The sequence below is a fragment of the Paenibacillus sp. N3/727 genome, assembly GCF_022637315.1.
GTDB classification, from domain to species: domain Bacteria; phylum Bacillota; class Bacilli; order Paenibacillales; family Paenibacillaceae; genus Paenibacillus_AQ; species Paenibacillus_AQ uliginis.
This window is the reverse complement of record NZ_CP093336.1, coordinates 1,650,184-1,673,806: the sequence shown is the minus strand read 5'-3', so window position 1 is coordinate 1,673,806 and position 23,623 is coordinate 1,650,184. Positions and strand designations below refer to the sequence as shown.

Sequence of the window (23,623 nt, the reverse complement as noted above, 5' to 3'; positions counted from 1 at the left end):
GTATATAATAAAACCTCCCTACTCTTTGGGGAGGTTTTACGGACATTAAAATTCCAAACTGTGTTATGCGTAAAGTACGGTACTTCCGCAATATTCGCATTCCTTCGATTCATCAGGACTAAGCGACATCTTGGCGCCGCAGCCTGGACAATCCATAACCTTAGGCTGCTTGGTCTTTTGCTCCGGTGTTTCCGAATTATTGTAAGACGTATTATTTTGTTCAAAATTAATATTGTTTTGTCCAAAATTAATATTAATGATATTATCGCCTGTTTTGAAATTCCCCCCCCTGGTTCCTCCATGAGAAAAACCATCCAAAACCAAATATCCGTCTTCAATCGTCCCGTATGGCAAGATTCGCTTCTCTATCATATATTCAATATCTTCGATAACACGCTCAGCAGGTTGTTTTACCTGTTCCGCTATTCTCGAGATATTAGAATTGTAATGCTTATATATCTCATCATAATATTTTGTCATTAGCCGGATGAATCGCTTCTTCGCGATCCATGTTATAAATTGAATGATACTTACGGGAATAAGAGTGATCAGGCCAAAAAGTACCGTAAATGTAAACATCGCTTCAATCCGTTCTTCCATCCCAAGATCAAGATATCTAATGAACGCGATTGCTAAAATAGCTATAAAAATCATAACTAACTGATTGTTTATAAAATGAAAATTCACTGGTTTGCGATAATTATGCCGATGTGTCTTAATTGCTCGTATCAGCCCCAGCGGGAAGAAAACCGGAAAGAAAATAAGGTTGCCAAAACAAATTCAGTTATCTTGTTTATTTTGTGTTGGCTTGTAATTTTTGATTTTATTCAAGGGCGTAATATTTTCCAATCTCTAAACCTCCAAACAAATCTATGCATAAATCACCATACTCCCGCAGTAATCGCATTCCTTAGCTTCCTTAGGATTGATCGTCGTTTTGGCACCGCAGCCGGGGCATTCCATTGTTTTCGGAAGTTTAGACTCGGATGCTGTTGACGTATCCATATCATTCTCTAATCTGTGGTTTTGACCAAAGTTGATATTAATAACATTCTCACCGGCACTATACGGAGCCTGCACCTCTCTTTTGATTATAGAAGGAAGCGGTTTTAGCTCCACTATTCCATTCCCAACCGTACCGAAAGGCAGAAGTTTATGATCGATCATGTACTGCAGATCATCGATAACGTGTTTCGGCTTTTGTCGGGACCTCTCAGCGATCTCATGAATCCGGATAATCTGATGATCAAGTATCAATTCCTTATACAGCTGCATCAATCGGACAAAGCGACTCTTTTCTTTTATTTCAAAGAACACGAGCACCGCCACCGGAACCATAAATATAATGCCGAAAATGATCATATAATCTTGAACTGCTTGTACCCTCTCTTCAGCTGGCAGATCATTGTATCCGATCATTCCGAAGAACATAACAACAATAAAGCTGATGACCAGTTGAACGGACAGCATTCTAAAATTATATCCCCTCCGATAATTATGACGATGTGTCAATAATATACGGAGTACCCCCAGCGGAAGAAACACCGGGAAAAACAATAACGTTCCCATAAAGATTAGAGCATCCAGCTTAGTAACCGAATACTTGTGATTTTCTATTGATTCCACCGGAGTTACGGTCTTCATTCTTTCAAACCCTCCTGTCAATCGCTTGTTATATGACTTATGAAGTACCGGCTTTTAACCGAACCAACTGAGTATTGCGTTCCATTAATATTGTTAGAATCTCGTGTATTTGTTGAATGGTCTCTTCAGCTAATATATCTTGAAGATCATGCTCGGCTCCTGTTATTAGTTTCACTTGATCCTCGAGTACACTGATTCTTTGCCGTATGATGTCCTCGATGGCATAAAGAGATTGGTGCGTTATCGGATCGCTGTAACGGAAGCTTTCTTCCAGCTCAAGCAGAAGCTTGTTTAAGACGCTACCCTGCTCCAATGCAAGTCCGGATAGTTGTTCGCGGATGGATGCAATCCATGCGACAGCCTCTTTCTGAGTGGACAGGGACGAACTTTCTTTATTTTCCTGAGACATGGCATACTTGCCGACTAGAGATACAAGACCAAGCACACCTGCGGTTAAGAAGAATGTAATCAAGTGAATAGATAGATATGCATTCACCGTTAACCTAAACATATACCCGAAGAGCACAATTTCAAGGAGCACAGTAAGAGCATAAATACCGATTACGACACTAGAAGCAATATAAAAAGGTGCACGAACAGCAAACCGATCCGTACCACTTACCATACGAAACATAAAAAATAGGATCATCCCCTCTGCACACGCGGCTGCCGCTCCGGATATCCATGGATGTAGCGTTCTTGTTTCAGCTCCGTTTCCGATAAAACCAAACAGCAGTATTGTTATCAGCGGCAGTAGTACCCCGGCACCCGAAATCCAATTTCTTATATCAACCCTTTTAGTCAAACTGTTCCCTCGCTTTACGTCAGTTTATTTCCACATTCCATGCAAAATTTTTGCCCTGGCTTGATTTCATGATCACAGCTACCACATTTGAGAACAGTACTGCTTCCGCAGCTTGGACAGAATTTTGCCTGTTCATTGAGCGGTTCACCACATTCACGACAAGGCCTAGGCATGAACTTCCCACAGCTACTGCATGATTCTGCATCAACGGCCACATCTTGTCCACAGGACGGACATGGATGATACGGATCACCACAGTGGAGGCAAAACTTTGAATTGGGGGGAATTGGATTGCCGCAATCACTGCACATCATCATAGCTGCAGTATCTTGCTGTCCTGTGCGGACGGGTTGACCACATCCGGAACAATAAACCGCTTCTGAATGATTTAGATTACCGCACTTGGAACAGGCTTTTTGCGCTACGGCCAAATCGCCCGATCCTTGAATATTTACTTCTCCGCTTATACGGTTCATTGCATCATACATGGGGTTAACCATTCCGAGTCCCATCCCTACACCAAGTCCAGCACCGATGAATCCGGAGTTTGACCCGGGGTTTTTCGCTACACCTTCCAACGTGTCAAAGGATCGCTCCTGGTGATATGTATAACCGATAATGTCCATTTCCGCTTTTTTAGCTAATGCTTCTTTTAAACGAATCGCGGCTGGATCGTTATCCGGGATATTGATCGAATCCACATAAAAGTTTAGCAAAGACAGCCCGATGTCTTGGAAAGCAGGAGCAATAGCCCCATGAATATGTTTGGATATTTCGGCAGCGTAGGCGTTGATTTCCACCACACTGATTTTTTTATGAACGATATACGAGGATATGATTTCATGAATGTTCGACATGAGCACGCCTCGAAAATATTTAACCAGAGTATTCTGATCAAATGATGGAAGCGTCCCCACCATTTTGAGCAGAAACTTGCGTGAATCTTCAATCTGCACACCAAATTGGCCGAAAGCCCGCAGCGATACAATAATGTTGTATTTAGGATCCTGAAGCTGGATAGGTGAATTCGTTCCCCACTTTACATCCAGCGAACGAAGCTTATTAACGAACCAAACTTCAGCAGAAAAAGGCGACTTTCCGCCAAAAGGAAGATTCACAATGTTTGATAAAATCGGAATATTCGCCGTATTTAACGTATGGCGTCCTGCTGTAAACAAATCCAGAGCTTGACCACCTTTAAAAAAAATGACTTCCTGTGATTCATTTACAATCAATTGGGTCCACGTGCCAAGCTCCTGATTGGGATAACGCCAAGCGAAAACTCCCGGCGGTCCGTCGTATTTAATAACCTCAATGATAGCCATCTTTCGCACTCCTTTTACATCAGTTCAGCACATCTTAAGATCTATTTTAATTAGGTACTTATTTACTACATTATTGTATACGAAAATCGGGACATTTTGGGTCAAAAAATTGGAAAATAATAAAAATACCGCTTAACCCATGATTAGAGTTAAGCGGTATGGTCTTTAGTAATAACTGCTGCCTTCTACAAACTCAAATTCAAAATCTCCAATGCGGACCAGAGTGCCTTCGGTCGCACCGCGACGGCGAAGCTCCTCATCGACTCCCATATGACGGAGAGTACGGGCAAGCTTCAGAATCGCATCATGCGAGTTCATCTGCATCCGCTTAAGCATACGCTCGATGCGTTCGCTATGCACGACATACATCTCGTTATCACGAGTAATTGTAAACGCATTGTCATCCTTTTTATCAAATTTATATACTTTACGCTCTGCAATCGCGGCGACATCTTCAACTACAGGCTCTTCTGGAATCTCGTCCAAAATAGCAGCTGCACGATACAAGAGTTCCTGAATGCCTTTGCGCGTCAGCGATGAAATTGGCATAATCTCGAGATCCGGCCGCACGGTCTTCACTTGTTCACGAAACGCTTCCAGGTTCTCTTCCGATTCAGGCATGTCCATTTTGTTAGCTGCAACGATTTGAGGTCGCTCTGCCAATGTCGGGTTGTACAATCTGATCTCTTCATTAATCTTCTGCCAGTCTTCGAATGGATCTCTTCCTTCGGAACCCGACATGTCCACAACATGGATGATGACACGTGTCCGTTCCACATGACGTAAGAATTCATGTCCGAGTCCTACTCCTTCATGCGCACCTTCAATCAGTCCCGGAAGGTCTGCCATCACGAAACTTCGTCCATCCCCAACATCAACCATGCCCAGATTAGGAGTAATCGTTGTAAAGTGATACGCACCAATCTTAGGCTGTGCTGCCGAAACGACTGACAACAGTGTAGACTTACCAACGCTCGGAAAACCGACGAGCCCGATATCAGCCATCACCTTCAGCTCCATAACGACATAGCGTTCTTGGCCTTCTTCACCATTCTCAGCAAGCTCAGGCGCCGGATTATTCGGTGTGGCAAAACGAATATTCCCTCGTCCGCCCCGTCCACCGCGAGCAACAACAACCTGTTGTCCATGGCGGGTCATATCCGCAATGACTTCTCCTGTATCGTCATCAAGAAGCACCGTTCCCGGAGGAATTCTTACAACCATACTTTCGGCGTTAGCCCCATGCTGGCTTTTGTTCCGGCCTTTCTCTCCCCGTTTCGCTTTAAAGTGCCGCTGGTAACGGAAATCCATTAGTGTACGGAGTCCTTCATCGACGCGGAAGATCACATCTCCACCCTTGCCGCCATCTCCTCCGCCAGGACCGCCCTCAGGCACATATTTCTCACGGCGAAACGCAATAAGACCATCTCCGCCGTCTCCGCCTTTGACATAAATCTTTGCTTTATCTACAAACATGGATTCACCTTCCTCAAGTCACATACGGTAAACAGAGCCGATATGTCGTATTGTCCGTATGGATCTGCTCCATCCGGATACCTTTGTCATGTACTGCAAGTTGTATCTTCTGCTTTAAGCTGTCTTGATCACCGAAAAAACCTTCTCCATCGAATTCAGCAATCAATTCTTCTCCCTGTTCCATAAATGTCAGAGTCAACAGCCGGTCATCTTCCCATGTTGAGTGCCCACCAATTTGGTATGCCTGCACAACTTCCATAATGGACTGCGTAAAATTCTCCTCAGCCTCGGTCGTCAACTTCCCATCCAATTGGACAAAATCCACAACATCAGCATCCAATTGTAACCCGGTGTTAAACGTTCGATATGAATGAAGATAAAGAACCAACGAAGGAATGCCCAGTTTCGAAATTTTACTGTCCTGCAGCATACGTTCCTTTATTCTTTCCACACATTGCACTGATTTATCAAGCTTCCCCAGTTGAATATATCCATATAAAATTTGAAGCTCATTCATCCAATCGTGACGGTGGTGGTTCAGTGTCTGAATGGCGTTCTGCTCCAAGCTTTTCTGGTTCGTTCGCTGTCTCTGTACTTCTGTACGCCGGGCATACCAAGCAGCACCGAACGAGGCGGCTGCAGACCAAATTGTCAATATTATTCCGGCTGCATACGTAGGATTCCATAACATCCAGGCTGCAGGCAGCACGGATGATAATCCAATACCAGCCGCTATCCATTTCCAGGAATTCATCGTTTCTCCCCGTTCCTCCACAACAATCGGTTACTTTCACCAAACCACAGTATACCATAGTCTTTAGCAGGGATTCATCACTCGTATTCAAGTTTATTGCTATTTTCTTCAAAAAAAAGAAGCCCCGGCATAGTTGCCGGAGACTTCTTAATCTGTAAGCCGTTTAAGAAACGATTTACGCTTCCACTGCAGCCGCTACAGGAGCGACCTCAACCGGGTAGACGCTCACTTTCTTGCGATCACGACCCCAACGTTCGAATTTCACAACGCCTTCGACTTTCGCAAACAAAGTATCGTCTTTACCGATGCCCACGTTTGTGCCTGGGTGAATTTTCGTTCCGCGTTGGCGAACCAAGATGCTGCCACCAGTCACGAGTTGACCGTCTGCACGTTTCACGCCCAAACGTTTCGCTTGGCTATCACGACCGTTCTTTGTGGAACCTACACCTTTTTTCGATGCGAATAACTGAAGATCCAATTTCAACATGTTGTCTACCTCCTTCTTTTAGTATTCTGTTCTTGTATTTGAATATACTCACGGTATGAATCTGCAATTCCTCGTAACATCAGAACCATAGATTCGAGAAGCAACTGCACCTGACCAGACACCGATTCGTCTTCCACAGGCGGAACAATACCGCTGAGAAAGCCGCCCTTCATCTTGGTCTCCATAACGGTACCGGTTAACGCCTCAATGGAGTTTACCGTTCCCACCGTAACACTGGATACACCAGCGCACACGATATCTTGTCCGCGGGGAGCATAACCTGCATGTCCCTTGACTTCAAAGCCATGGATTCGGCCGTTTTCCTTACGCGTAATCTGTACAGTAATCATTACCGCACCTTCTTACGCTTGGATTTTCTCGATGGTTACTTTTGTATAAGGTTGACGATGACCTTGCTTTTTGTGGTAGTTTTTCTTCGGTTTGTATTTGAATACAACGACCTTCTGGCCTTTACCGTGTTTCTCCACTTTCGCAGTTACAGTTGCACCAGAAACAACTGGTGTACCTGCTACCAAACCGTCCTCTTTAGAAACGGCCAGTACACGGTCGAAAGTCACGCTTTCTCCGTCACCTGCATTCAGCTTCTCGATGAACAATACATCGCCTTCTTGAACTTTGTATTGTTTACCACCTGTTTCGATAATAGCGTACATTTGCTTGCACCTCCTCATGTCTCAGACTCGCCTAATTCAGGTGTCCAATCATATAATGACCGTCCTTGTATACCCGATCGGAGCGGTTACAGCATGTGCAGCAATTGCTCACTAAACACATACCTGAAGATCATATCATATTGCCCATGATTCCGTCAATACCTACCACACTTACATTATGCCTGTCCCACCACAGGATGTACAAGTTCTAGAGTAGGGGGCGGCCGAGCTTTCTCGTGCCTTCTTGCGAGTCATTTCAAGCAGTCCAAGCTTCGTCCAACCTACCACAAAACTTTTGGTCCGGTCCTTACGGATGCCCGCTTCCATTGCGGCAATAACCTCGTGTCTATGCTCTTCCTCTTCCATATCGATGAAATCTACAATAATAATACCACCGATGTCCCGAAGCCGGATGATTCTCGCAATTTCACGGGCAGCAAGTAGATTGGTCCGGGTGACTGTATCCTCAAAATTATCTCCGCCAATATACTTCGCTGTATTAACGTCAATAACGGTAAGTGCCTCGGTCTGATCGACAACGATCGTCCCTCCACCCGGGAGTGAGATTTGCCGGGAAAAACCCGATTTTAACTGTTCTTCTACACCGTATGCTTGAAAAATATGATTTTTCCCCTCGTATACCCGTACTTGAGGTTTAACTCCAGGTACCAAATCGGATAAATAACATTCCGCTTCTTTCGCATCCCGTTCACGGTCTATGATCAATTCATCATTCAGCGGATCAAAGGCATCCCGGAGAAACCTTTGAAGAATCCCCAAATCGCGATGCAGAAGATCAGGGGATTCCGATGTATGCGCGCGTTCGATAATCCGCTCCCACTCCATCCGCAGCATCTCCAAATCTCCCGCAACGGATTCAACAGGTTCATCCTCGGATACGGTACGCATAATAATACCCTCTTCCCCGCTCCTTAATCGCTCACCGATCATTTTGAGACGCATTCTTTCAGCTTCTCGCTGTATTTTCTTGGACACGGCCACATAATCGGACTTTGGCATAAACACCATACACCTGCCAGGCAGGGAGAAGTGGGTTGTTACCCTTGCCCCTTTGCCTCCCCTTGGTTCTTTCATAACCTGGACAACCAATTCTTGTCCCACAGAGAGCAGTTCCGCAATGGATGGTTTGTTCTTGGGCTGTTTCTCTAAATGTGGATGAAGAACATCATCCACATATAAAAAAGCATTCTTTTTCAATCCAATATCAACAAAGGCCGCCTGCATGCCTGGAAGCACATTGACCACTCTTCCTTTATAAAAACTTCCAACGACACTTTGTTCCCGACCTCGCTCTGCTGCATATTCTACGAGCCTGCCATCTTCGATGAGGGCCATCTGAATGGTATCCGGTTCACAGTGAACAATCATTTGTTTCATGGCTTCACCTCTTTATGGAAGACTAATCTACTGTACAATCCTATCACGAGTCAGCTCAGACGGGATATATTACATAGTGAATTCCTGTACAATATTTCTTTTGAACAAAATCAAGCATACCAAGGGGGCCTGTTAGACGCAAAAAAAGAGGCAATGACATGCTGCTCCGGTACGACAGCCATTAAACCTCCCCGGCGGTTCATAACGTAAATCAAATGATACTTCTCTCTTTTAAATAAACGCATAATATCATCCAAAGGTTTCGAAGAATCTGCAACTATTGGCTGAGCAGTTCCGATACTTTCCTGCTGATGTTCATATAATCCATTCCGGTTCACAAGAAAACGCATAAAACGGTAAGGGACATTACGGTGATCCTCAAAGTTCGAATAAGCCAAAAAAAGACCTATCAGTAACAGATTCAGCTTTATACCGCCGCCGGAAAGCAGTGGAGAAAGCCCATAGCCAATCATAAACAAACTGCAGATCATTCCGGCACGAGCAGTCCATAATAGCGTTGCATGATAGGGAAGGAGCAAACTGACAAGAGCCTGCATTACTTTCCCTCCATCCAAAGGCAGAACTGGAAGGAGATTAAACAGTGCAATAATCAAGTTCCCCTGTATCACATAGGACAAAAAGGGGCCGTCTCCCCAACCGGCCGCCTGACATAACCATGCAATTCCTATCATAATTCCATTCTGAAGAGGACCGGCCAATGCGATGATCAATTCTCGTGCGGCATTCATTCGTCCGTCATCCTCAATCACTGCAACACCGCCAAACGGCAGCATTTGAATAGACCGCACTTTAAAACCCATAGCTATAGCAGCACCTGCATGACCCAGCTCATGTATGAACACGATAACAAATAAAGTAAGCAATTCCAAGAAACGACCAGTTATAACGGAGGCCAACATAACGATAACAAAAAGAGGATGTAGAGACAGAACAGTACCCCGGATGCTAATCAAATGAAATCACTTCCGTCGGATCCACGCTGCGGTCTCCGTCTTTTAACATAAAGTAAAGGGCAGACTGGTCTCCATCAGACTGTACTAGCGGCAATGTACCAACGACATCTCCGCCTTGAACCCAATCATTCACCTTCAAGTCAGATGCCGAAAGCCTGCTGTATTGAGCGGTTCTTTCCCCTGTGTGCTGGATTGTAACCGTAACGCTTGAATCCGGAAGTTTCTTAACTTCCAGAACTCGGCCCGTTTCTACGCTTTTAACCTCACGAGAGGAGAGCGAATCCCCTTCAGGCACTATGAGAATTCCTTTGAGGTCAATCGCAAAGGATTGCACAAGCTGTCCTTTCAACGGTGGTACCAATGTAGCCGATGCATTTACCTTTGTTGTATCCTGATCACTTTGGCCAAATATCGGAATAAATGAGGGTGGACCGCCAAAGTGTTCTTCATACCATACTTGAGCGGCCTGAAAGTCCATTTCTCGGCTTAAGCCTTCTACAATATACCCTTGTGCCCGCAAAGCCCAGGGTTCATGGACCGAGAAAATCCCCCAAACCGCTCCGAATAAAAGGACGCTCGCCGCGAAGCGCCGCATCAACCCTGCTGTAAAAGATGAATTACGAGGAGGAATCACAGGCTCCGTGACATTGTCATACCATCCGCGGTGACCTTGTTTCCACATTTTTTCGGGATCCCGTTCGATTTCCGGTCCGGTATGAACAGGCTCTTGAAATGTATTCTGCCGAAGAACAGGTTTACTGGAGGCGTTAGTAACCGGATTGGAACGGATAGTATTCAATCTCGTACTCTCTTCCGTCAGATTTTCATTCAATAGTTCACGGATTCGTGCTTCTCTCCTGTGTTTTACAGATGTTTTAATGTCCAAAATACTCTCCCCCTTGGGGCTTGTTTTACTCTATCTTATGAGGACAAGAAAGATGTTTAGAACAAGCCATCGCCAAGAGTGGATCTCGGTTTTCCTGCAAGAAAAAAGCCAGTGCAGTATTCTGCACCGGCCAGTCAAAAAAATAAGAATATACTATTACCCCATACCGAAAAATTTCTTGAACTTTGTAAACATCCCTTTTTTCTGATGAATCTGCATTAGTGGAACGGTATCCCCTAGAATACGGCGAGCAATGTTTCTATAAGCTATAGCCGCTGGAGAATCTGGGTTCATAACCGTCGGCTCTCCAAGGTTCGCTGCCTTGATCACCATCTCATCGTCTGGAACGATACCGATCAGATCAATATTCAGCACTTGCAGTACATCTTCGATCTCTAACATATCACCTGACTTAACCATGTTCGGACGAATCCGGTTAACCACTAGCTTCGGAGATTCCACATGGGAGCTCTCGAGCAATCCGATTATACGATCAGCGTCACGCACTGCAGCATTCTCCGGTGTGGTTACCACGATAGCCTTGTCCGCCCCGGCAATGGCGTTCTTAAATCCCTGCTCAATTCCTGCAGGACAATCGATAATAATGTATTCGTAGTCCTTCTTCAGTTCCAAGACAATATCCTTCACCTGATCAGGCGAAATGGCGTTCTTGTCCTTGGTTTGGGCAGCAGGCAGCATATAAAGCTCGTCAAAGCGTTTATCCTTGATAAGCGCCTGATTGAGACGGCAGCGCCCTTCGGCGACGTCGCACAGGTCATAAATGATTCGGTTTTCCAGACCCATAACTACGTCGAGATTACGAAGACCGATATCGGTGTCTACCAGACACACTTTTTTGCCCAGAAGTGCCAGAGCCGTGCCGATGTTCGCCGAAGTAGTCGTTTTTCCGACTCCGCCTTTGCCTGATGTTATGACGATTGCCTCTCCCATATTCTACACCCCTTTAAACACATTAAAATCCCGGCCCAATCGAACAATGTTACTGATCTTGTCTATCTGCATACTTCCGTTTTGCAAATACGCAAACTCCATGACCGTTTCCCGTGTTTCCCACTCATCCGGCGGTCTGCTGATCATATCTGAAATACGAAGCTGGGTGGGAGCTAGATAAGAGGCAGCGATAATTGCATCCTCATTTCCCTCGATGCCGGCATGTGCCGTTCCACGAAGAGCACCCAGTATGTATATATCTCCAGTTGCCGTAATCGTCCCACCAGGGTTTACATCACCCAAGAAGAGCAAATCTCCTTTGTGGTGCAGAACTTGTCCGGATCGGACCATGCCAGTTTTAACGACCGGACCTGATACTACCTCATCTTCCGGCTCGGGGGGCGGCGATTCCACTGTACGTATCAGCAGATTCCCCTTCTGCTTCAGTATGTCAAGAATAGACTGCTTCTCTTCTTCGGAAATACGCCGAGATCCCAGTTTAACATCCACATGAATAATAGGTCCGGTCAAAATATTTTGATGACTATGCTCAAGTTTATAGCGAAGCTCGCTGAGCAGTTCTTCTAACTCACATTGATCGTCAAGCAGGAATACCAGGCCATCTTTGATGCCCTTAATCGTTACATGATTGGATTTTACAGCCATAAGCCTGTCCCTCCCATCTTCATACATTTCGCGCTCGGACCTTCAAGTTCCTGCTAGTCTTCGTAAAATGTCGGATTGACGGTCAAGAAGCCTTGCTTCTCTTCGGAGCTTTGGCAAGCAGCTCAAACTGTTTCCGAAGAGGTACATAAATCATCAAGGCAAATGCAAAATGAATCAGAAGATTGGGAAGCATGTGATTCAGCAGGGCCCAGTTATAAGAATCCGGATTGATCCGGAATAACTTATAGATCCCAAATAGCGTGCTATCCAGCAGTAAGCTGCCCAATATGACTACCGTCATCATAACCGGCAATGGAGCCCTCGGCGTTTTAAATAAAAGTCCCATTATATATGCCGATACCCCCATTGCGAATGAGTACGTACCGATCATTTCACCGTAATAGACTACGTCATGGAGCATCCCGAACACGAGGCCAAGTACTAGGCCGGTGTGACGGTGATGGTATATGGTCGCAAACAGAATGGCAACATACATAAAGTTAGGCGTGATTTTGCCCTGCAGCGAGCTTGGCGTAAGCCAAAAACCTACCGTCCCCTGTAAAATAAACAAAAGAAACAACAGCAGAATCAAAACCTGATGGCGCTTCATCCTTTAGGCTCCTCAGGCGTGAACACGACAAGAAGTGTTTTCCAGTCTTGGAAGCTTGCAGCCGGTTTAATGGTGGCCGTTTTGTTCAGACCAAATTCTCCGACCTCGACACTCTCAACCGTACCGATAATCATCCCGCGAGGGATGACCCCTCCGTTACCAGATGAAACGATCAAATCTTTTACTTTGACTGGATCGTCCTCCGGAATCCGGGTCATTTTCAGCATTTTCGTCTTTTTGTCGTAACTTTCAATAATTCCAAACGTGTCCTTGTTAGAGACGGTAGCTGCGATCTGCTGTCGCTTAGCGTCCTGTGGATCAAGCGTCGTCAGCAGTTTTACGGTAGAGGTGAAATTACCGACATGGCTTATAACCCCGACCATACCCTCGACAGAGGTAACGGACATGTTTAGGCGGACTCCGTCCTTAGCTCCTAAATCGATGACCAGCGTATGGTTGTTCGGGTCCTGATTCACACTTAACACATTAGCCGGACGGTAATCATACTCGTACCTTTGCTTTTGAGCTTCTGTAAACTTAAGTTTATTCTTTAAATCTTTATTATCATTCTTGATAAGATTGTACTCTGCGCTCTCACGCGCATACTGCGCCACAGCCTTCTTCAGACGTTCGTTCTCTTCATACACTTCTTTCATGTCACGTACATCTTCAAAGAAGCCCGCTATGTAAGAAGCGGGCTTGTAAAAAACACCTTGTACAAAACCTACTGTATCCCTCATAAACTTCTCAGGCCAGGATAACCCCATCCGTGGACCAAGCGTAAATCCCATAAGTGCAATAAACGTTACCAGCCCGATCAGCATAATAAACAATCGTTTGTTACCTAGCAGCTTAAACAGTTTTCAACACCCTCTAACGTTACTGTTTTCTCTCCCACATACCAGGGGTTGACACACATTGTCCTGACTACCGTTTCGAACGGACGGCAGAGCTGCTGCGGGATTTAAACAGATGAATATTATCGAGCGCTTTCCCCGTACCAATCGCTACACAATCCAGCGGATTTTCAGCTACGATGACAGGCATACCTGTCTCTTCAGCAAGCAGTTTGTCCAAGTTGCGCAACAGCGCTCCGCCTCCGGTCAGTACAATTCCGCGGTCCATAATGTCGGCAGCCAGTTCCGGTGGACATTTCTCAAGCGTTACTTTCACAGCGTCCACAATGGCATTAATGGTATCTGCCAAAGCTTCGCTAATTTCATCGGAAGTGATTGTAATCGTCTTAGGCAAACCTGTTACCAGGTCACGGCCCCGGATTTCCATCGTCTCCACCGTTTCAAGCGGCATCGCAGATCCCACTTCCATCTTCAATTGCTCAGAGGTACGCTCCCCGATCATCAGGTTGTACTGGCGCTTGATATAAGAAATGATGGAATCATCCATTTCATCCCCGGCCACACGTACGGAACGACTTGTAACGATTCCGCCAAGTGAAATTACGGCAACCTCTGTAGTACCACCGCCGATATCAACGACCATGCTGCCAGTCGGCTCCCAAACAGGAAGATCTGCACCGATTGCTGCTGCAAAAGGCTCCTCAATCGTGTATGCTTCACGAGCTCCCGCCTGCTTCGTAGCGTCCTCCACAGCGCGCTGCTCCACCGCAGTAATGCCTGATGGTACACATACCATTACGTTCGGATGACGTGGAAATACGGAACGCTGCTTCTGCGCCTGACGTAAAAAATATTTAATCATGGTTGCGGTTGTATCAAAGTCGGCAATAACGCCGTCCTTCATCGGACGAATTGCACGAATGTTGCCTGGTGTACGTCCAATCATCTTCTTCGCGGATTCACCAACCGCCTCAATCGTTTTTGTATCGGTACGCAGAGCTACCACAGAGGGCTCTCTAACGACAATTCCTTTTCCACGGACATAGACAAGTGTATTAGCCGTCCCCAAATCAATTCCTAAATCTTTCGTGAAACCACCAAACATGCTGCAAACTCCCTTTCCTTCTCAATCTGAACTATTATATTACATCAGGCCCCGTTCCTTCAAACTTACAAACGCTCCATCTCCAATAATCAAATGGTCCAATACATCAATTCCAATAATATTCCCAGCTTCTACCAAACGGGAGGTCAGGGATATGTCTTCTGGACTCGGTGTAGGATCGCCGCTTGGGTGGTTGTGTGCACAAACCAAAGACGCACTGCTGCATTTGATTGCGGCTCTAAACACCTCGCGAGGATGAACAATGGAGGCATTAAGGCTTCCCATGGAAAGCGTTTCTTGGGCTATGACGTGATTTTTCGTATTTAAAAAAAGACAAACAAAATGCTCTTTCTGGAGATAGCGCAGCTGTTCGCTCAACAGTTCCGCGGCATCACGCGGACTGCGTATAATCACCGGCTCCATATGTCTCGAACTGACCAATCGTCGTCCGAGTTCGATACCCGCCTTCAGCTGTACGGCTTTAGCGATTCCGATTCCTTTAATCTGTGTTAATTCTTCAATGCTGAGGTCAACGAGTTGACGGATACTGCCTACCTGCTTCAAGATCCGTTGTGCCACGTGGATGGCGGATTCTTGCCTAGTTCCCGTCCTTAATAATATCGCTAGCAGCTCAGCATGACTCAAGGCGCTCGCCCCATAAGACATCATGCGCTCTCTTGGTCGTTCTTCATGGGGGATGTCGCGCAGCAGAAATGCGGGCGACTCCATATATTCCCCTCTTTTCCTGTGTCTAAATCATAAACACGGCCAAAATCTAAAATTAAGATAATACATCCATTCCCATCTCTGAAAGCATATCACTAAGCAAGGATATCGGCAGCCCTACGACATTGAAGTAGTCACCCTCAATGCTGTTCACAATAGCAGCACCGAGGCCTTGAATGGCATAAGCGCCGGCTTTGTCCACAGGTTCGCCGCTCCGTACATAGGACATGATCTGTTCATCGTTTAACGGCTTCATGCTTACAGACGTTATCCGGTGGCGAACAATACTCTGTCCGGTCAAGGCATCCACGCAGGCTACGCCTGTATACACCTGATGAGTACGCCCCTGAAGCATGGAAAGCATTCGTACGGCATCTTTATCATCCGTCGGTTTCCCAAGTATATCACCCTCTAGTACGACAATCGTGTCACTCCCCACGATGATTGCATTACTGTCCGATTCGGACAGCTTCCGGTACACTGCATCTGCCTTGCGCAGCGAAAGGGTCTCTACAACCATGCTGGGTTCCCAGCCGAAGGGTGTGTCTTCATTGGCATCACTCGGCATGATTTCAAATGGTAACCGAAGTGAAGCTATTAATTCTTGACGCCGTGGAGAAGTTGACGCCAGTATGATATGTCGCGATGCCTTCTCTTTCACGAGGGAATGTCTCCTTTGTTGTTAGAGCCTGCGATACAGCCAAACCGCCGTAATCATTCCGATCAAGCCCAGCAGGCAAAGTTTGAATTCAATGTTAATATCATAATTTATGATGTCCAAATTAGCTTCGGGCGACCACTTCAATGTTGTAGAAGTAGTTAGAAAAGAAAGAGCTTTGACAGGCAGCAGCAATTTTGCAATCCAAGTTCCGGTTAGCCACCCCAGCAGTATAAACAAGATAAGCACTCCTGCGTTTTTCTTCATTCGTCCTCTTCCCTCGCCATTTTTTGACACCCTAATTATTATACGGTGAATCGGTAAGCAATACAAACAGAAATCCGGCTTGGGGAACTATTTCCAGTTCCCCTGCCGGATTTCTGCGGTCGTTTGCGGTTTTAGGACTAGAAGCTTTCCACAAGCTTCCTTTGACTCATGATGTAGTTCATCATTCCTGCTTGAATTTCCCACAAATGCCCCTTAGATCGATTTTTGTTGTATTCTGTCAACGCTGTAATAGCTCCGCTCATTTCCTGCTCCATAGTTTTAAGGCTTGCCCCTGTCTCCAGACTCATTCCAGGAGATACAAGCTTTACTGCTTCTGTCCACTGAAGATGAAGACCAGTAATCGTCTTCATGGTCTCTGCGTCCACCGGTCCGGGGGTTTCCTGACCCAATAAGGATGCTGATAGAGAGCTGAGGTTGGCCGCCAGATCACCACTCACTTCAAAGAAAATGTCAAGCGCGGCCGCCTCCCCGGCAAATACAGCAGATTGGGCACCAGGTAATACGATCTCCCGGACATAAAGCTCAACACCTTCACCTTTCAACTGACTGCTAAGCAGTTTCGCCTGCTCTCGATCCGGTGACACACCGGCGTATACGCGGTTCTCCGCAGAGGAATCTCCAAAGGCCGCAATACCGGATTGAGTCAGTTCACCCTTAGCCTGCTCTGCTCTTTCTGCTGTGCTGAAAACGCCATACTGTAGCATGTAGAAGGTCTGCTGAGGGATCGAAACAGATACAGATGCTGCTTCCTGATCGTTAATCTCCCCGTTTACAGCTGCATTTTCTGGAGGTAAAATCCCCGTCCCTTGGCTACTCTCTATGGTTGTGTAATCCTTACCGGAATCCCCGCCGTTAAACATCGACAATACAACCGTTCCAAACAGCAATCCCGTGACAATCGCACCTGTAATAGACCCTGCAAGCTTCCACACAGAGTTTGGTTTCTTAGAGCGATAGTATCCGTAATCATTCCTGGTGTTAGAGGGAACTTGTTCAACTACCAGGTATGACTGATCTCTGTTCTTACCATCGAGCGAATCATGAATAAAATCATGTTCTGACGAATACTCATCGATTTCGGGATACTCTGAATTCACATTCTCAATGTAAGGCCGCTCCGGTCTATCGTAGCTCCACTCATCCTCATAACGCTCATGGTCGTACTGTTGCTCCATTCGCCGTTTCTCCGATGCCAAGCGACCGTTAACACGGAAATTCTCAAAGCGATTGTTTTGATTAACATTAAGATTTGGATTACGATTATCCAGCAATTCAACAGGCAGCGGTATAACACGGAAATCCTCATCTCCTACCTCTTGGTATGAAGGTGACTGTACTTCTTCCCGGAAAAAGTCCTGCTCAAAGTCATCGCTTACACTCCCCGTATCAATGTCAGGCTGCAGGCGGGATCTGGTATGTACTTCTCTTTTATGTCCGCTGTCTTGTCCATTGGGAGTTTCACGCTCAAACCTTATTGTCATACGCGCTTTGTTCATTCCACTGCACACCTCACTTGTCTCCTTATCTATAACTACCTATATGATAGATTCAGGAAAGTTATGTGCGGATGCGGACAAACTGAAAACAAACAACACCCGCACATCCTGTATAAAATAACAGGACATGCGGGTATCGAATGAAATATGAACTCATTTTGTTATTAGACTTACTTATTTTCTTTCAAGGATTGCGCCAATGCAGCCCCAACTTTCCAAATGTCCCCCGCACCCATAGTCAAGACAAGATCACCTGGTTTCACTCGTCCTTTTAGGTCATGAAGAACTTCTTCTTTGGAAGGAAGGTATCTTGCTCCTGCATTGCTGTTCTCTACAATCAATTCAACCAATCTGGCAGAGCTTATGCCTTCAATCTGCTTCTCGCCAGCCGGTGAATAAATATCTGTGATAATTACTTCATCTGCCTCCCCGAAAGCACGGCTAAATGCATCAAGCAAGAAAAAGGTTCTGGAGTAACGTTGCGGCTGAAACACAGCAATGATGCGTTTTCCGGTCGCTTTTGCTGCACTGATTGTAGCTTCGATTTCAGTGGGATGATGGGCATAATCGTCAATCACGAGTATATCATCCGTTTCGCCCAGCACCTGAAAGCGGCGCTTGGCCCCGTTAAATTTGAAGATACCTTTTACGATATCCTCAAACGGTACGCCAGCCTTTAAACAGGTTATCACTGTAGCCATCGCGTTATACACGTTATGTTTCCCCGGAACCGACAGCTCAACTGTTCCCAGAACCTGCCCCTTATGAGACATCGTAAAGGAAACATGACGATCTCCAAGTACCAGATCGCTGGCCATATATTCCGCGTCGGCATGAATTCCATAAGTGGTCACTTCTACACGATTGAGCTCCGGCAGTATAGCTTGTATGTTCTGATCGTCCGCACATACAACCGCAGTGCCGTCTTCTCTGGTTTGAGTCAGGAACTGCACATAAGCTGCCTTTAAACGATCAAAATCACCATCATAGTTCTCCAAGTGATCGGCTTCTATGTTTAAAACGACACCAAGCCACGGGTGATATTGCAGGAATGAACCGTCACTCTCATCTGCTTCGGCTACCACATACTCGCCTTGGCCCGCCTTGGCATTCGTACCGACATTCATAATTTCTCCACCAATAATAAAGGTCGGATCGACTCCGCACTCCTCCATAACGAGCGCGATCATAGAAGAAGTCGTCGTTTTGCCATGGGCTCCCGCTACGGCAACACCCTTACCTTCATTCAGCAGTCTTGCTAGCATCTGAGCACGATGAAGAACCGGGATGTTCTGCTGTTCCGCAGCTACCCGCTCCACGTTATCTCTGGACAAGGCTGTCGAATATACGACCAGATCAGCCCCTTGTACCTGCTCTGCTGTGTGGCCAATATATATTTTGGCGCCTTTAGCCGCCAATTTCTCCGTCAATTCCTGGGATGCCACGTCAGAACCCGTGACCTTGTATCCCATTTCCAGCATAACTCTTGCAATGGCGCTCATACCGTAGCCGCCAATTCCTATAAAATGAACATGTTCTGAAGCATTCAACAGTTATCACCAACCTTTTTCAGAATCGGAAAGGCCCAGGAGGTTGGAACGCACGTCGGCAATCAGATATAACGTGCCCGACACCACCCCAAGATCCTCCGCTTCCGTCCGTGACTTCAACAATTCAAGTGCGTTTTTCCAGTCTGGTTCTATGATGATTTGCAGCGTATGTTTGGCGTGTTTCTCTTTTATCTGCTCTACGATGTCACCTAACGCCTTGGCGTCCATTTTTCTCCGGAAATCCGGTTCGGTCAGGATAAGCGTATCCACTATAGGCAGTATATGCTTCAAATACGTTTCATGATGCTTATTTGCCAGCATTCCCATCATTAAGTTCAGATTCTGGTATTTATAAATGTTCGGAAGGCTATGGGCCAAGGATTCGGCTCCCTCCGGGTTATGGGCCCCGTCTACAATAATCCGGGGAGAGGAGCTAACCTGCTCCAATCTTCCAGCCCACTTGGTATCATGAAATCCCTCTTGGATATGTTCATCCTCAATGACAAAAGCCATATAATGACGAAGCACTTCAAGACTCATCATTGCACAGGCTGCATTCGCACATTGATGCTCACCCTGCATACTTATGCCAATATCCAAATGGCGGAATGGTCCCGAGTAGTGGAAAGTCTGCCCCTCTTCATTGCCCCCCGTCCGCTCATAAGAGAATTGCTCACCTACCAGATACAGTGTCGAACGGTTCCGCTCAGCTGTGTCCTTCAACACTTTGATTGCTTCAGGCTGAGTCACCGTGCTGACAACAGGTACACCCGGTTTAATAATTCCCGCTTTTTCCGAGGCAATCTCTGCGACGGTCTCTCCCAAAATATCCGTATGATCCATACCAATATTGGTGATTACTGAAATGACCGGATGTACAACATTTGTCACGTCCATCCTTCCACCAAGGCCCGTTTCCCACACGACAACATCCGGGACACTATCCACAGCATAATACAAAATGGCAAGGGCCGTGGATACCTCAAACATTGTCGGAGAACCAAGCTCCGTTTCGGCAATTTCCTGAACGAGCGGATGCAATCGGTTTGCCTGCTTAAGCAATGTCTCCTCAGAGATATCTTCCCCATTAAACTGAAACCGATTAGTAAATTTCGTAATGTAAGGAGACGTAAAGGTTCCAACATCGTATCCACTTTGCAGAAGAACCTTGGTCAAATAAGCACAGGTCGACCCTTTACCATTCGTGCCTGCAACATGAATGAACTTTAGACGCCGCTGCGGATTTCCCAGCCGTTCAAGCAATGCTTGAATACGTGCCAAACCAGGCCGGATACCGAACGGTATCAGTCCGTTAATCCAATCTACTGCTTCCTCATATCTTAGTAGAGGGGCTGACTGAACAGCCCCATTATGGTTACCCATGCTTCTCACCTTCAGGTCTTATATTAGTTATCTTAGCCTTTCAGTTCTTCAATGCGGGCGAGTACTTTGTTTCTCTTCTCGGAATAGTCCGCCTGCTTAGCCCGTTCTTCCTCAATCACTTTCGCTGGAGCCTTAGAAACGAAGCCTTGATTACTTAGCTTCTTCTCCACACGATCTACCTCGCTGGTCAAGTGTTGAACTTCTTTTTCAAGGCGAGCGATCTCTTGTTCAATATCGATCAGACCAGCTAGCGGGAGATACAATTCAACTCCTGTTACGATGGCCGTCATCGCTTTATCCGGGGCCTCAAGGCCAAGAGCAGCTTGGTACTCTGAGGTGTTACAGAAGCGACGGATATAATCCGCATTACGTTCAACAATGCCCAGTACGTTCGCATCGGCTGCACTGAGCATCAGCTCTATTTTTTTACTCATCGGTACATTTACTTCAGCACGGATATTACGAACGGCACGGATAACGTCCATCAGCAGATCCATTTCAGCCACAGCTTCTTTGTTCTCCAAGGAAGCGTCATAGGTCGGCCAAGAGGAGAGCATAACAGTCTCGCCTTCATGCGGCAAATGCTGCCAAATTTCTTCCGAAATAAATGGCATGAATGGATGAATCAAACGCATCGTACGATCGAGAACATAGGCAAGTACAGACTGGGTCTTTTTCTTTGCAGCTTGATCCTCGCCGTAAAGCGACAGCTTCGCAAACTCAATATACCAATCACACAAGTCGTCCCAGATGAAATTATAGAGCAGTCGACCTGTTTCGCCAAATTCATAGGCATCAATTAGACGCGTAATATCACGTGAAGTTTCGTTCAGACGGTGAAGAATCCAGCGATCCGCTGTTCCTAAATCTCCACTGATGTCGATATCGCTATGTTTAAAGCCTTCCAGATTCATTAATGCAAAGCGGGAAGCGTTCCAAATTTTGTTAGCAAAATTCCGTGCCTGTTCCACCCGTTCCCAACGGAAACGAAGGTCTTGACCCGGTGTGCTGCTTGTCGAGATCATATAGCGCATTGCATCGGTACCATATTTCTCGATAACTTCCAGCGGGTCCACCCCGTTGCCAAGTGATTTCGACATTTTCTTACCATCGGCATCACGAACCAACCCGTGCATAAGGACATCTTTAAAAGGTTTCTCATCTGTAAATTCGAGTGCCGTAAATATCATACGAGCTACCCAGAAGTAAATGATATCATATCCAGTAACCAGGACACTTGTCGGATAATAACGCTTGAGATCCTCGGTGTCTTCCGGCCATCCTAAAGTCGAAAACGGCCAAAGCGCAGAACTAAACCAAGTATCAAGTACGTCCTCATCCTGCTTCATGTTCGTGCTTCCGCATTTGGAGCAGGCGGCAACTTCATCATGAGCAACATGGATCTCTCCACATTGTCCGCAGTACCATGCCGGGATCCGATGACCCCACCACAGTTGACGGGAAATACACCAATCACGTACATTTTCAATCCACTGGAGATACGTTTTCTCGAAGCGTTCAGGTACAAAATTAACACCTTCACCTGACTTTTGCGCTTCAATCGCTCTTTCAGCCAGAGGCTGCATCTTCACGAACCACTGGGTTGACAAATAAGGCTCTACAACGGCGCCGCTGCGCTCACTGTGACCTACTTGGTGGACGTGATCTTCAATTTTAATGAGTACACCGGACTCTTTCAAATCATTTACAATTTGTTTCCGGCACTCGCTACGATCTAAACCTTCATATTTGCCAGCATGACTGTTCATCGTACCGGTTTCATCCATAACCGTTATTTGTGGCAGGTCATGGCGAAGACCCATTTCAAAGTCATTCGGATCATGGGCAGGCGTAATTTTCACGGCACCACTTCCGAAATCTTTCTCAACATATTCATCCGCAATAACCGGAATTTCACGTCCGATAATAGGAAGAATCAACGTTTTTCCGATCATATCCTTGTATCTTTCATCTTCAGGATGAACAGCTACAGCCGTATCACCAAGCATCGTTTCCGGACGGGTAGTCGCAACCGTAATGCTGCCACTTCCATCTTTCAACGGATAGGTCAAATGATATAGATGTCCCTGAACTTCCTTATATTCAACCTCAATGTCGGATAATGCAGTACGCGCTGCAGGATCCCAGTTAATAATACGTTTGCCGCGGTAGATGAGCCCTTTCTCATAGAACTTCACAAACACTTCGCGGACAGCCTTAGACAACCCTTCATCCAGTGTGAAACGCTCTCTGGAATAGTCGAGAGAAAGACCCATTTTAGCCCATTGATCACGAATCGTATTAGCATACTGCTCTTTCCATTCCCATACCTTTTCAAGAAACTTTTCGCGTCCAAGATCATAACGAGTGATGCCCTGCTCACGCAGCTTCTGTTCTACCTTTGTTTGTGTAGCGATTCCCGCATGGTCGGAGCCTGGAAGCCACAATGCATCGTACCCCTGCATTCTTTTAACGCGGATCAAAATATCTTGCAATGTGAAGTCCAAAGCATGACCGATATGAAGCATACCGGTAACATTCGGTGGCGGAATAACAATCGTATAAGGATCTGCATCCGGACGCTGACCCGCATTGAAAAATCCGCCTTCTTTCCAGTAGGTGTACCATTTTTGTTCTGCAGCTTTTGGATCATAAGTGGTCGGCATTTGTGCCGAGGTTTGATTGTCCTTTTGTTCCATAATTCTCGTACCTCCGTTACTTAGTCAGCATTGCCATACAGAATCGTTTTAGCCGTTTCTACTTCTAAGAACTTTTTCATTAAAACAAAAAAAGTCCTTCGTCCTCAAAGGACGAAAGACTTTTGTTCTCTCGCGGTACCACCTTTGTTTCGCACCGTTGGTTCATGACTGCCTAGGTACGGCAAATCCAAGCGTTGCGACACTTTACACA

The 23,623-nt window shown here is 46.1% G+C and carries 24 protein-coding genes and 1 other annotated feature (1 of these 25 cut by a window edge); all 24 genes read right to left on the bottom strand.

Going from position 1 to position 23,623, the window contains the following annotated elements:
- Positions 1 to 63: 63 nt before the first annotated feature.
- The 24 genes from MNQ98_RS07450 to MNQ98_RS07335 all read right to left on the bottom strand — a co-directional run bounded on the left by MNQ98_RS07450 (position 64) and on the right by MNQ98_RS07335 (position 23,412).
- Positions 64 to 654 carry a TFIIB-type zinc ribbon-containing protein gene (locus tag MNQ98_RS07450; protein ID WP_241932619.1) on the bottom strand — a complete coding sequence of 197 codons (591 nt, stop codon included), beginning with the start codon at positions 652 to 654 and terminating at the stop codon, positions 64 to 66.
- 216 nt (positions 655 to 870) lie between these two features.
- Positions 871 to 1,644, bottom strand: coding sequence for a hypothetical protein (locus MNQ98_RS07445; RefSeq protein WP_241932618.1), 774 nt, complete (start codon positions 1,642 to 1,644; stop codon positions 871 to 873).
- A gap of 37 nt (positions 1,645 to 1,681) precedes the next feature.
- Complete coding sequence (locus MNQ98_RS07440) at positions 1,682 to 2,449, bottom strand: hypothetical protein (RefSeq protein ID WP_241932617.1); 768 nt, start codon at positions 2,447 to 2,449, stop codon at positions 1,682 to 1,684.
- A gap of 14 nt (positions 2,450 to 2,463) precedes the next feature.
- Positions 2,464 to 3,774, bottom strand: coding sequence for an SPFH domain-containing protein (locus MNQ98_RS07435; RefSeq protein WP_241932616.1), 1,311 nt, complete (start codon positions 3,772 to 3,774; stop codon positions 2,464 to 2,466).
- 165 nt (positions 3,775 to 3,939) lie between these two features.
- Complete coding sequence (gene obgE / locus MNQ98_RS07430) at positions 3,940 to 5,250, bottom strand: GTPase ObgE (protein WP_241932615.1); 1,311 nt, start codon at positions 5,248 to 5,250, stop codon at positions 3,940 to 3,942.
- Positions 5,251 to 5,263: 13 nt separating this feature from the next.
- Positions 5,264 to 6,004 (bottom strand): Spo0B domain-containing protein, encoded by a 741-nt coding sequence (locus tag MNQ98_RS07425; protein WP_241932614.1) that lies wholly within the window; start codon positions 6,002 to 6,004, stop codon positions 5,264 to 5,266.
- A 175-nt stretch (positions 6,005 to 6,179) separates the two neighbouring features.
- Positions 6,180 to 6,491 carry a 50S ribosomal protein L27 gene (gene rpmA / locus MNQ98_RS07420; protein ID WP_208915294.1) on the bottom strand — a complete coding sequence of 104 codons (312 nt, stop codon included), beginning with the start codon at positions 6,489 to 6,491 and terminating at the stop codon, positions 6,180 to 6,182.
- A 5-nt stretch (positions 6,492 to 6,496) separates the two neighbouring features.
- Positions 6,497 to 6,841, bottom strand: a complete 345-nt coding sequence (locus MNQ98_RS07415) for a ribosomal-processing cysteine protease Prp (protein WP_208915295.1) — start codon at positions 6,839 to 6,841, stop codon at positions 6,497 to 6,499.
- 12 nt (positions 6,842 to 6,853) lie between these two features.
- A complete protein-coding gene (gene rplU / locus MNQ98_RS07410; protein ID WP_208915296.1) occupies positions 6,854 to 7,165 on the bottom strand; it encodes a 50S ribosomal protein L21 in 312 nt (103 codons plus the stop codon).
- A 171-nt stretch (positions 7,166 to 7,336) separates the two neighbouring features.
- A complete protein-coding gene (locus MNQ98_RS07405; RefSeq protein WP_241932613.1) occupies positions 7,337 to 8,563 on the bottom strand; it encodes an Rne/Rng family ribonuclease in 1,227 nt (408 codons plus the stop codon).
- Between the two features lie 110 nt (positions 8,564 to 8,673).
- Entirely contained in the window at positions 8,674 to 9,537 is an 864-nt protein-coding gene (locus MNQ98_RS07400; RefSeq protein ID WP_208915298.1) for a M50 family metallopeptidase, read from the bottom strand.
- On the bottom strand, positions 9,530 to 10,423 hold the full coding sequence (locus MNQ98_RS07395; protein WP_241932612.1) for a M23 family metallopeptidase: 894 nt from the start codon (positions 10,421 to 10,423) through the stop codon (positions 9,530 to 9,532). Before MNQ98_RS07395 ends, MNQ98_RS07400 begins: the two co-directional genes overlap by 8 nt.
- A gap of 156 nt (positions 10,424 to 10,579) precedes the next feature.
- Positions 10,580 to 11,374, bottom strand: a complete 795-nt coding sequence (minD, locus tag MNQ98_RS07390) for a septum site-determining protein MinD (RefSeq protein ID WP_241932611.1) — start codon at positions 11,372 to 11,374, stop codon at positions 10,580 to 10,582.
- Positions 11,375 to 11,377: 3 nt separating this feature from the next.
- Positions 11,378 to 12,040: a septum site-determining protein MinC gene (gene minC, locus MNQ98_RS07385; RefSeq protein WP_208915301.1), complete on the bottom strand. Its 663-nt coding sequence runs from the start codon at positions 12,038 to 12,040 to the stop codon at positions 11,378 to 11,380.
- Positions 12,041 to 12,122: 82 nt separating this feature from the next.
- Positions 12,123 to 12,650: a rod shape-determining protein MreD gene (gene mreD, locus MNQ98_RS07380; protein WP_208915302.1), complete on the bottom strand. Its 528-nt coding sequence runs from the start codon at positions 12,648 to 12,650 to the stop codon at positions 12,123 to 12,125.
- On the bottom strand, positions 12,647 to 13,474 hold the full coding sequence (mreC, locus tag MNQ98_RS07375) for a rod shape-determining protein MreC (RefSeq protein WP_241933866.1): 828 nt from the start codon (positions 13,472 to 13,474) through the stop codon (positions 12,647 to 12,649). Before mreC ends, mreD begins: the two co-directional genes overlap by 4 nt.
- A 103-nt stretch (positions 13,475 to 13,577) precedes the next feature.
- A complete protein-coding gene (locus MNQ98_RS07370) occupies positions 13,578 to 14,612 on the bottom strand; it encodes a rod shape-determining protein (protein WP_208915304.1) in 1,035 nt (344 codons plus the stop codon).
- 39 nt (positions 14,613 to 14,651) lie between these two features.
- A complete protein-coding gene (gene radC, locus MNQ98_RS07365; RefSeq protein WP_241932610.1) occupies positions 14,652 to 15,341 on the bottom strand; it encodes a RadC family protein in 690 nt (229 codons plus the stop codon).
- 52 nt (positions 15,342 to 15,393) lie between these two features.
- Positions 15,394 to 15,999: a Maf family protein gene (locus MNQ98_RS07360; RefSeq protein WP_241932609.1), complete on the bottom strand. Its 606-nt coding sequence runs from the start codon at positions 15,997 to 15,999 to the stop codon at positions 15,394 to 15,396.
- A 21-nt stretch (positions 16,000 to 16,020) separates the two neighbouring features.
- On the bottom strand, positions 16,021 to 16,263 hold the full coding sequence (locus tag MNQ98_RS07355) for a DUF4321 domain-containing protein (RefSeq protein ID WP_208915307.1): 243 nt from the start codon (positions 16,261 to 16,263) through the stop codon (positions 16,021 to 16,023).
- 137 nt (positions 16,264 to 16,400) lie between these two features.
- Positions 16,401 to 17,780 carry an SPOR domain-containing protein gene (locus MNQ98_RS07350; RefSeq protein WP_241932608.1) on the bottom strand — a complete coding sequence of 460 codons (1,380 nt, stop codon included), beginning with the start codon at positions 17,778 to 17,780 and terminating at the stop codon, positions 16,401 to 16,403.
- Positions 17,781 to 17,950: 170 nt separating this feature from the next.
- Positions 17,951 to 19,330, bottom strand: a complete 1,380-nt coding sequence (murC, locus tag MNQ98_RS07345; RefSeq protein ID WP_241932607.1) for a UDP-N-acetylmuramate--L-alanine ligase — start codon at positions 19,328 to 19,330, stop codon at positions 17,951 to 17,953.
- Between the two features lie 6 nt (positions 19,331 to 19,336).
- Positions 19,337 to 20,713 carry a bifunctional folylpolyglutamate synthase/dihydrofolate synthase gene (locus MNQ98_RS07340; RefSeq protein ID WP_241932606.1) on the bottom strand — a complete coding sequence of 459 codons (1,377 nt, stop codon included), beginning with the start codon at positions 20,711 to 20,713 and terminating at the stop codon, positions 19,337 to 19,339.
- 32 nt (positions 20,714 to 20,745) lie between these two features.
- Positions 20,746 to 23,412, bottom strand: a complete 2,667-nt coding sequence (locus MNQ98_RS07335) for a valine--tRNA ligase (protein ID WP_241932605.1) — start codon at positions 23,410 to 23,412, stop codon at positions 20,746 to 20,748.
- Positions 23,413 to 23,516: 104 nt separating this feature from the next.
- Positions 23,517 to 23,623: a binding site (T-box leader), on the bottom strand (it continues 177 nt past the right edge of the window).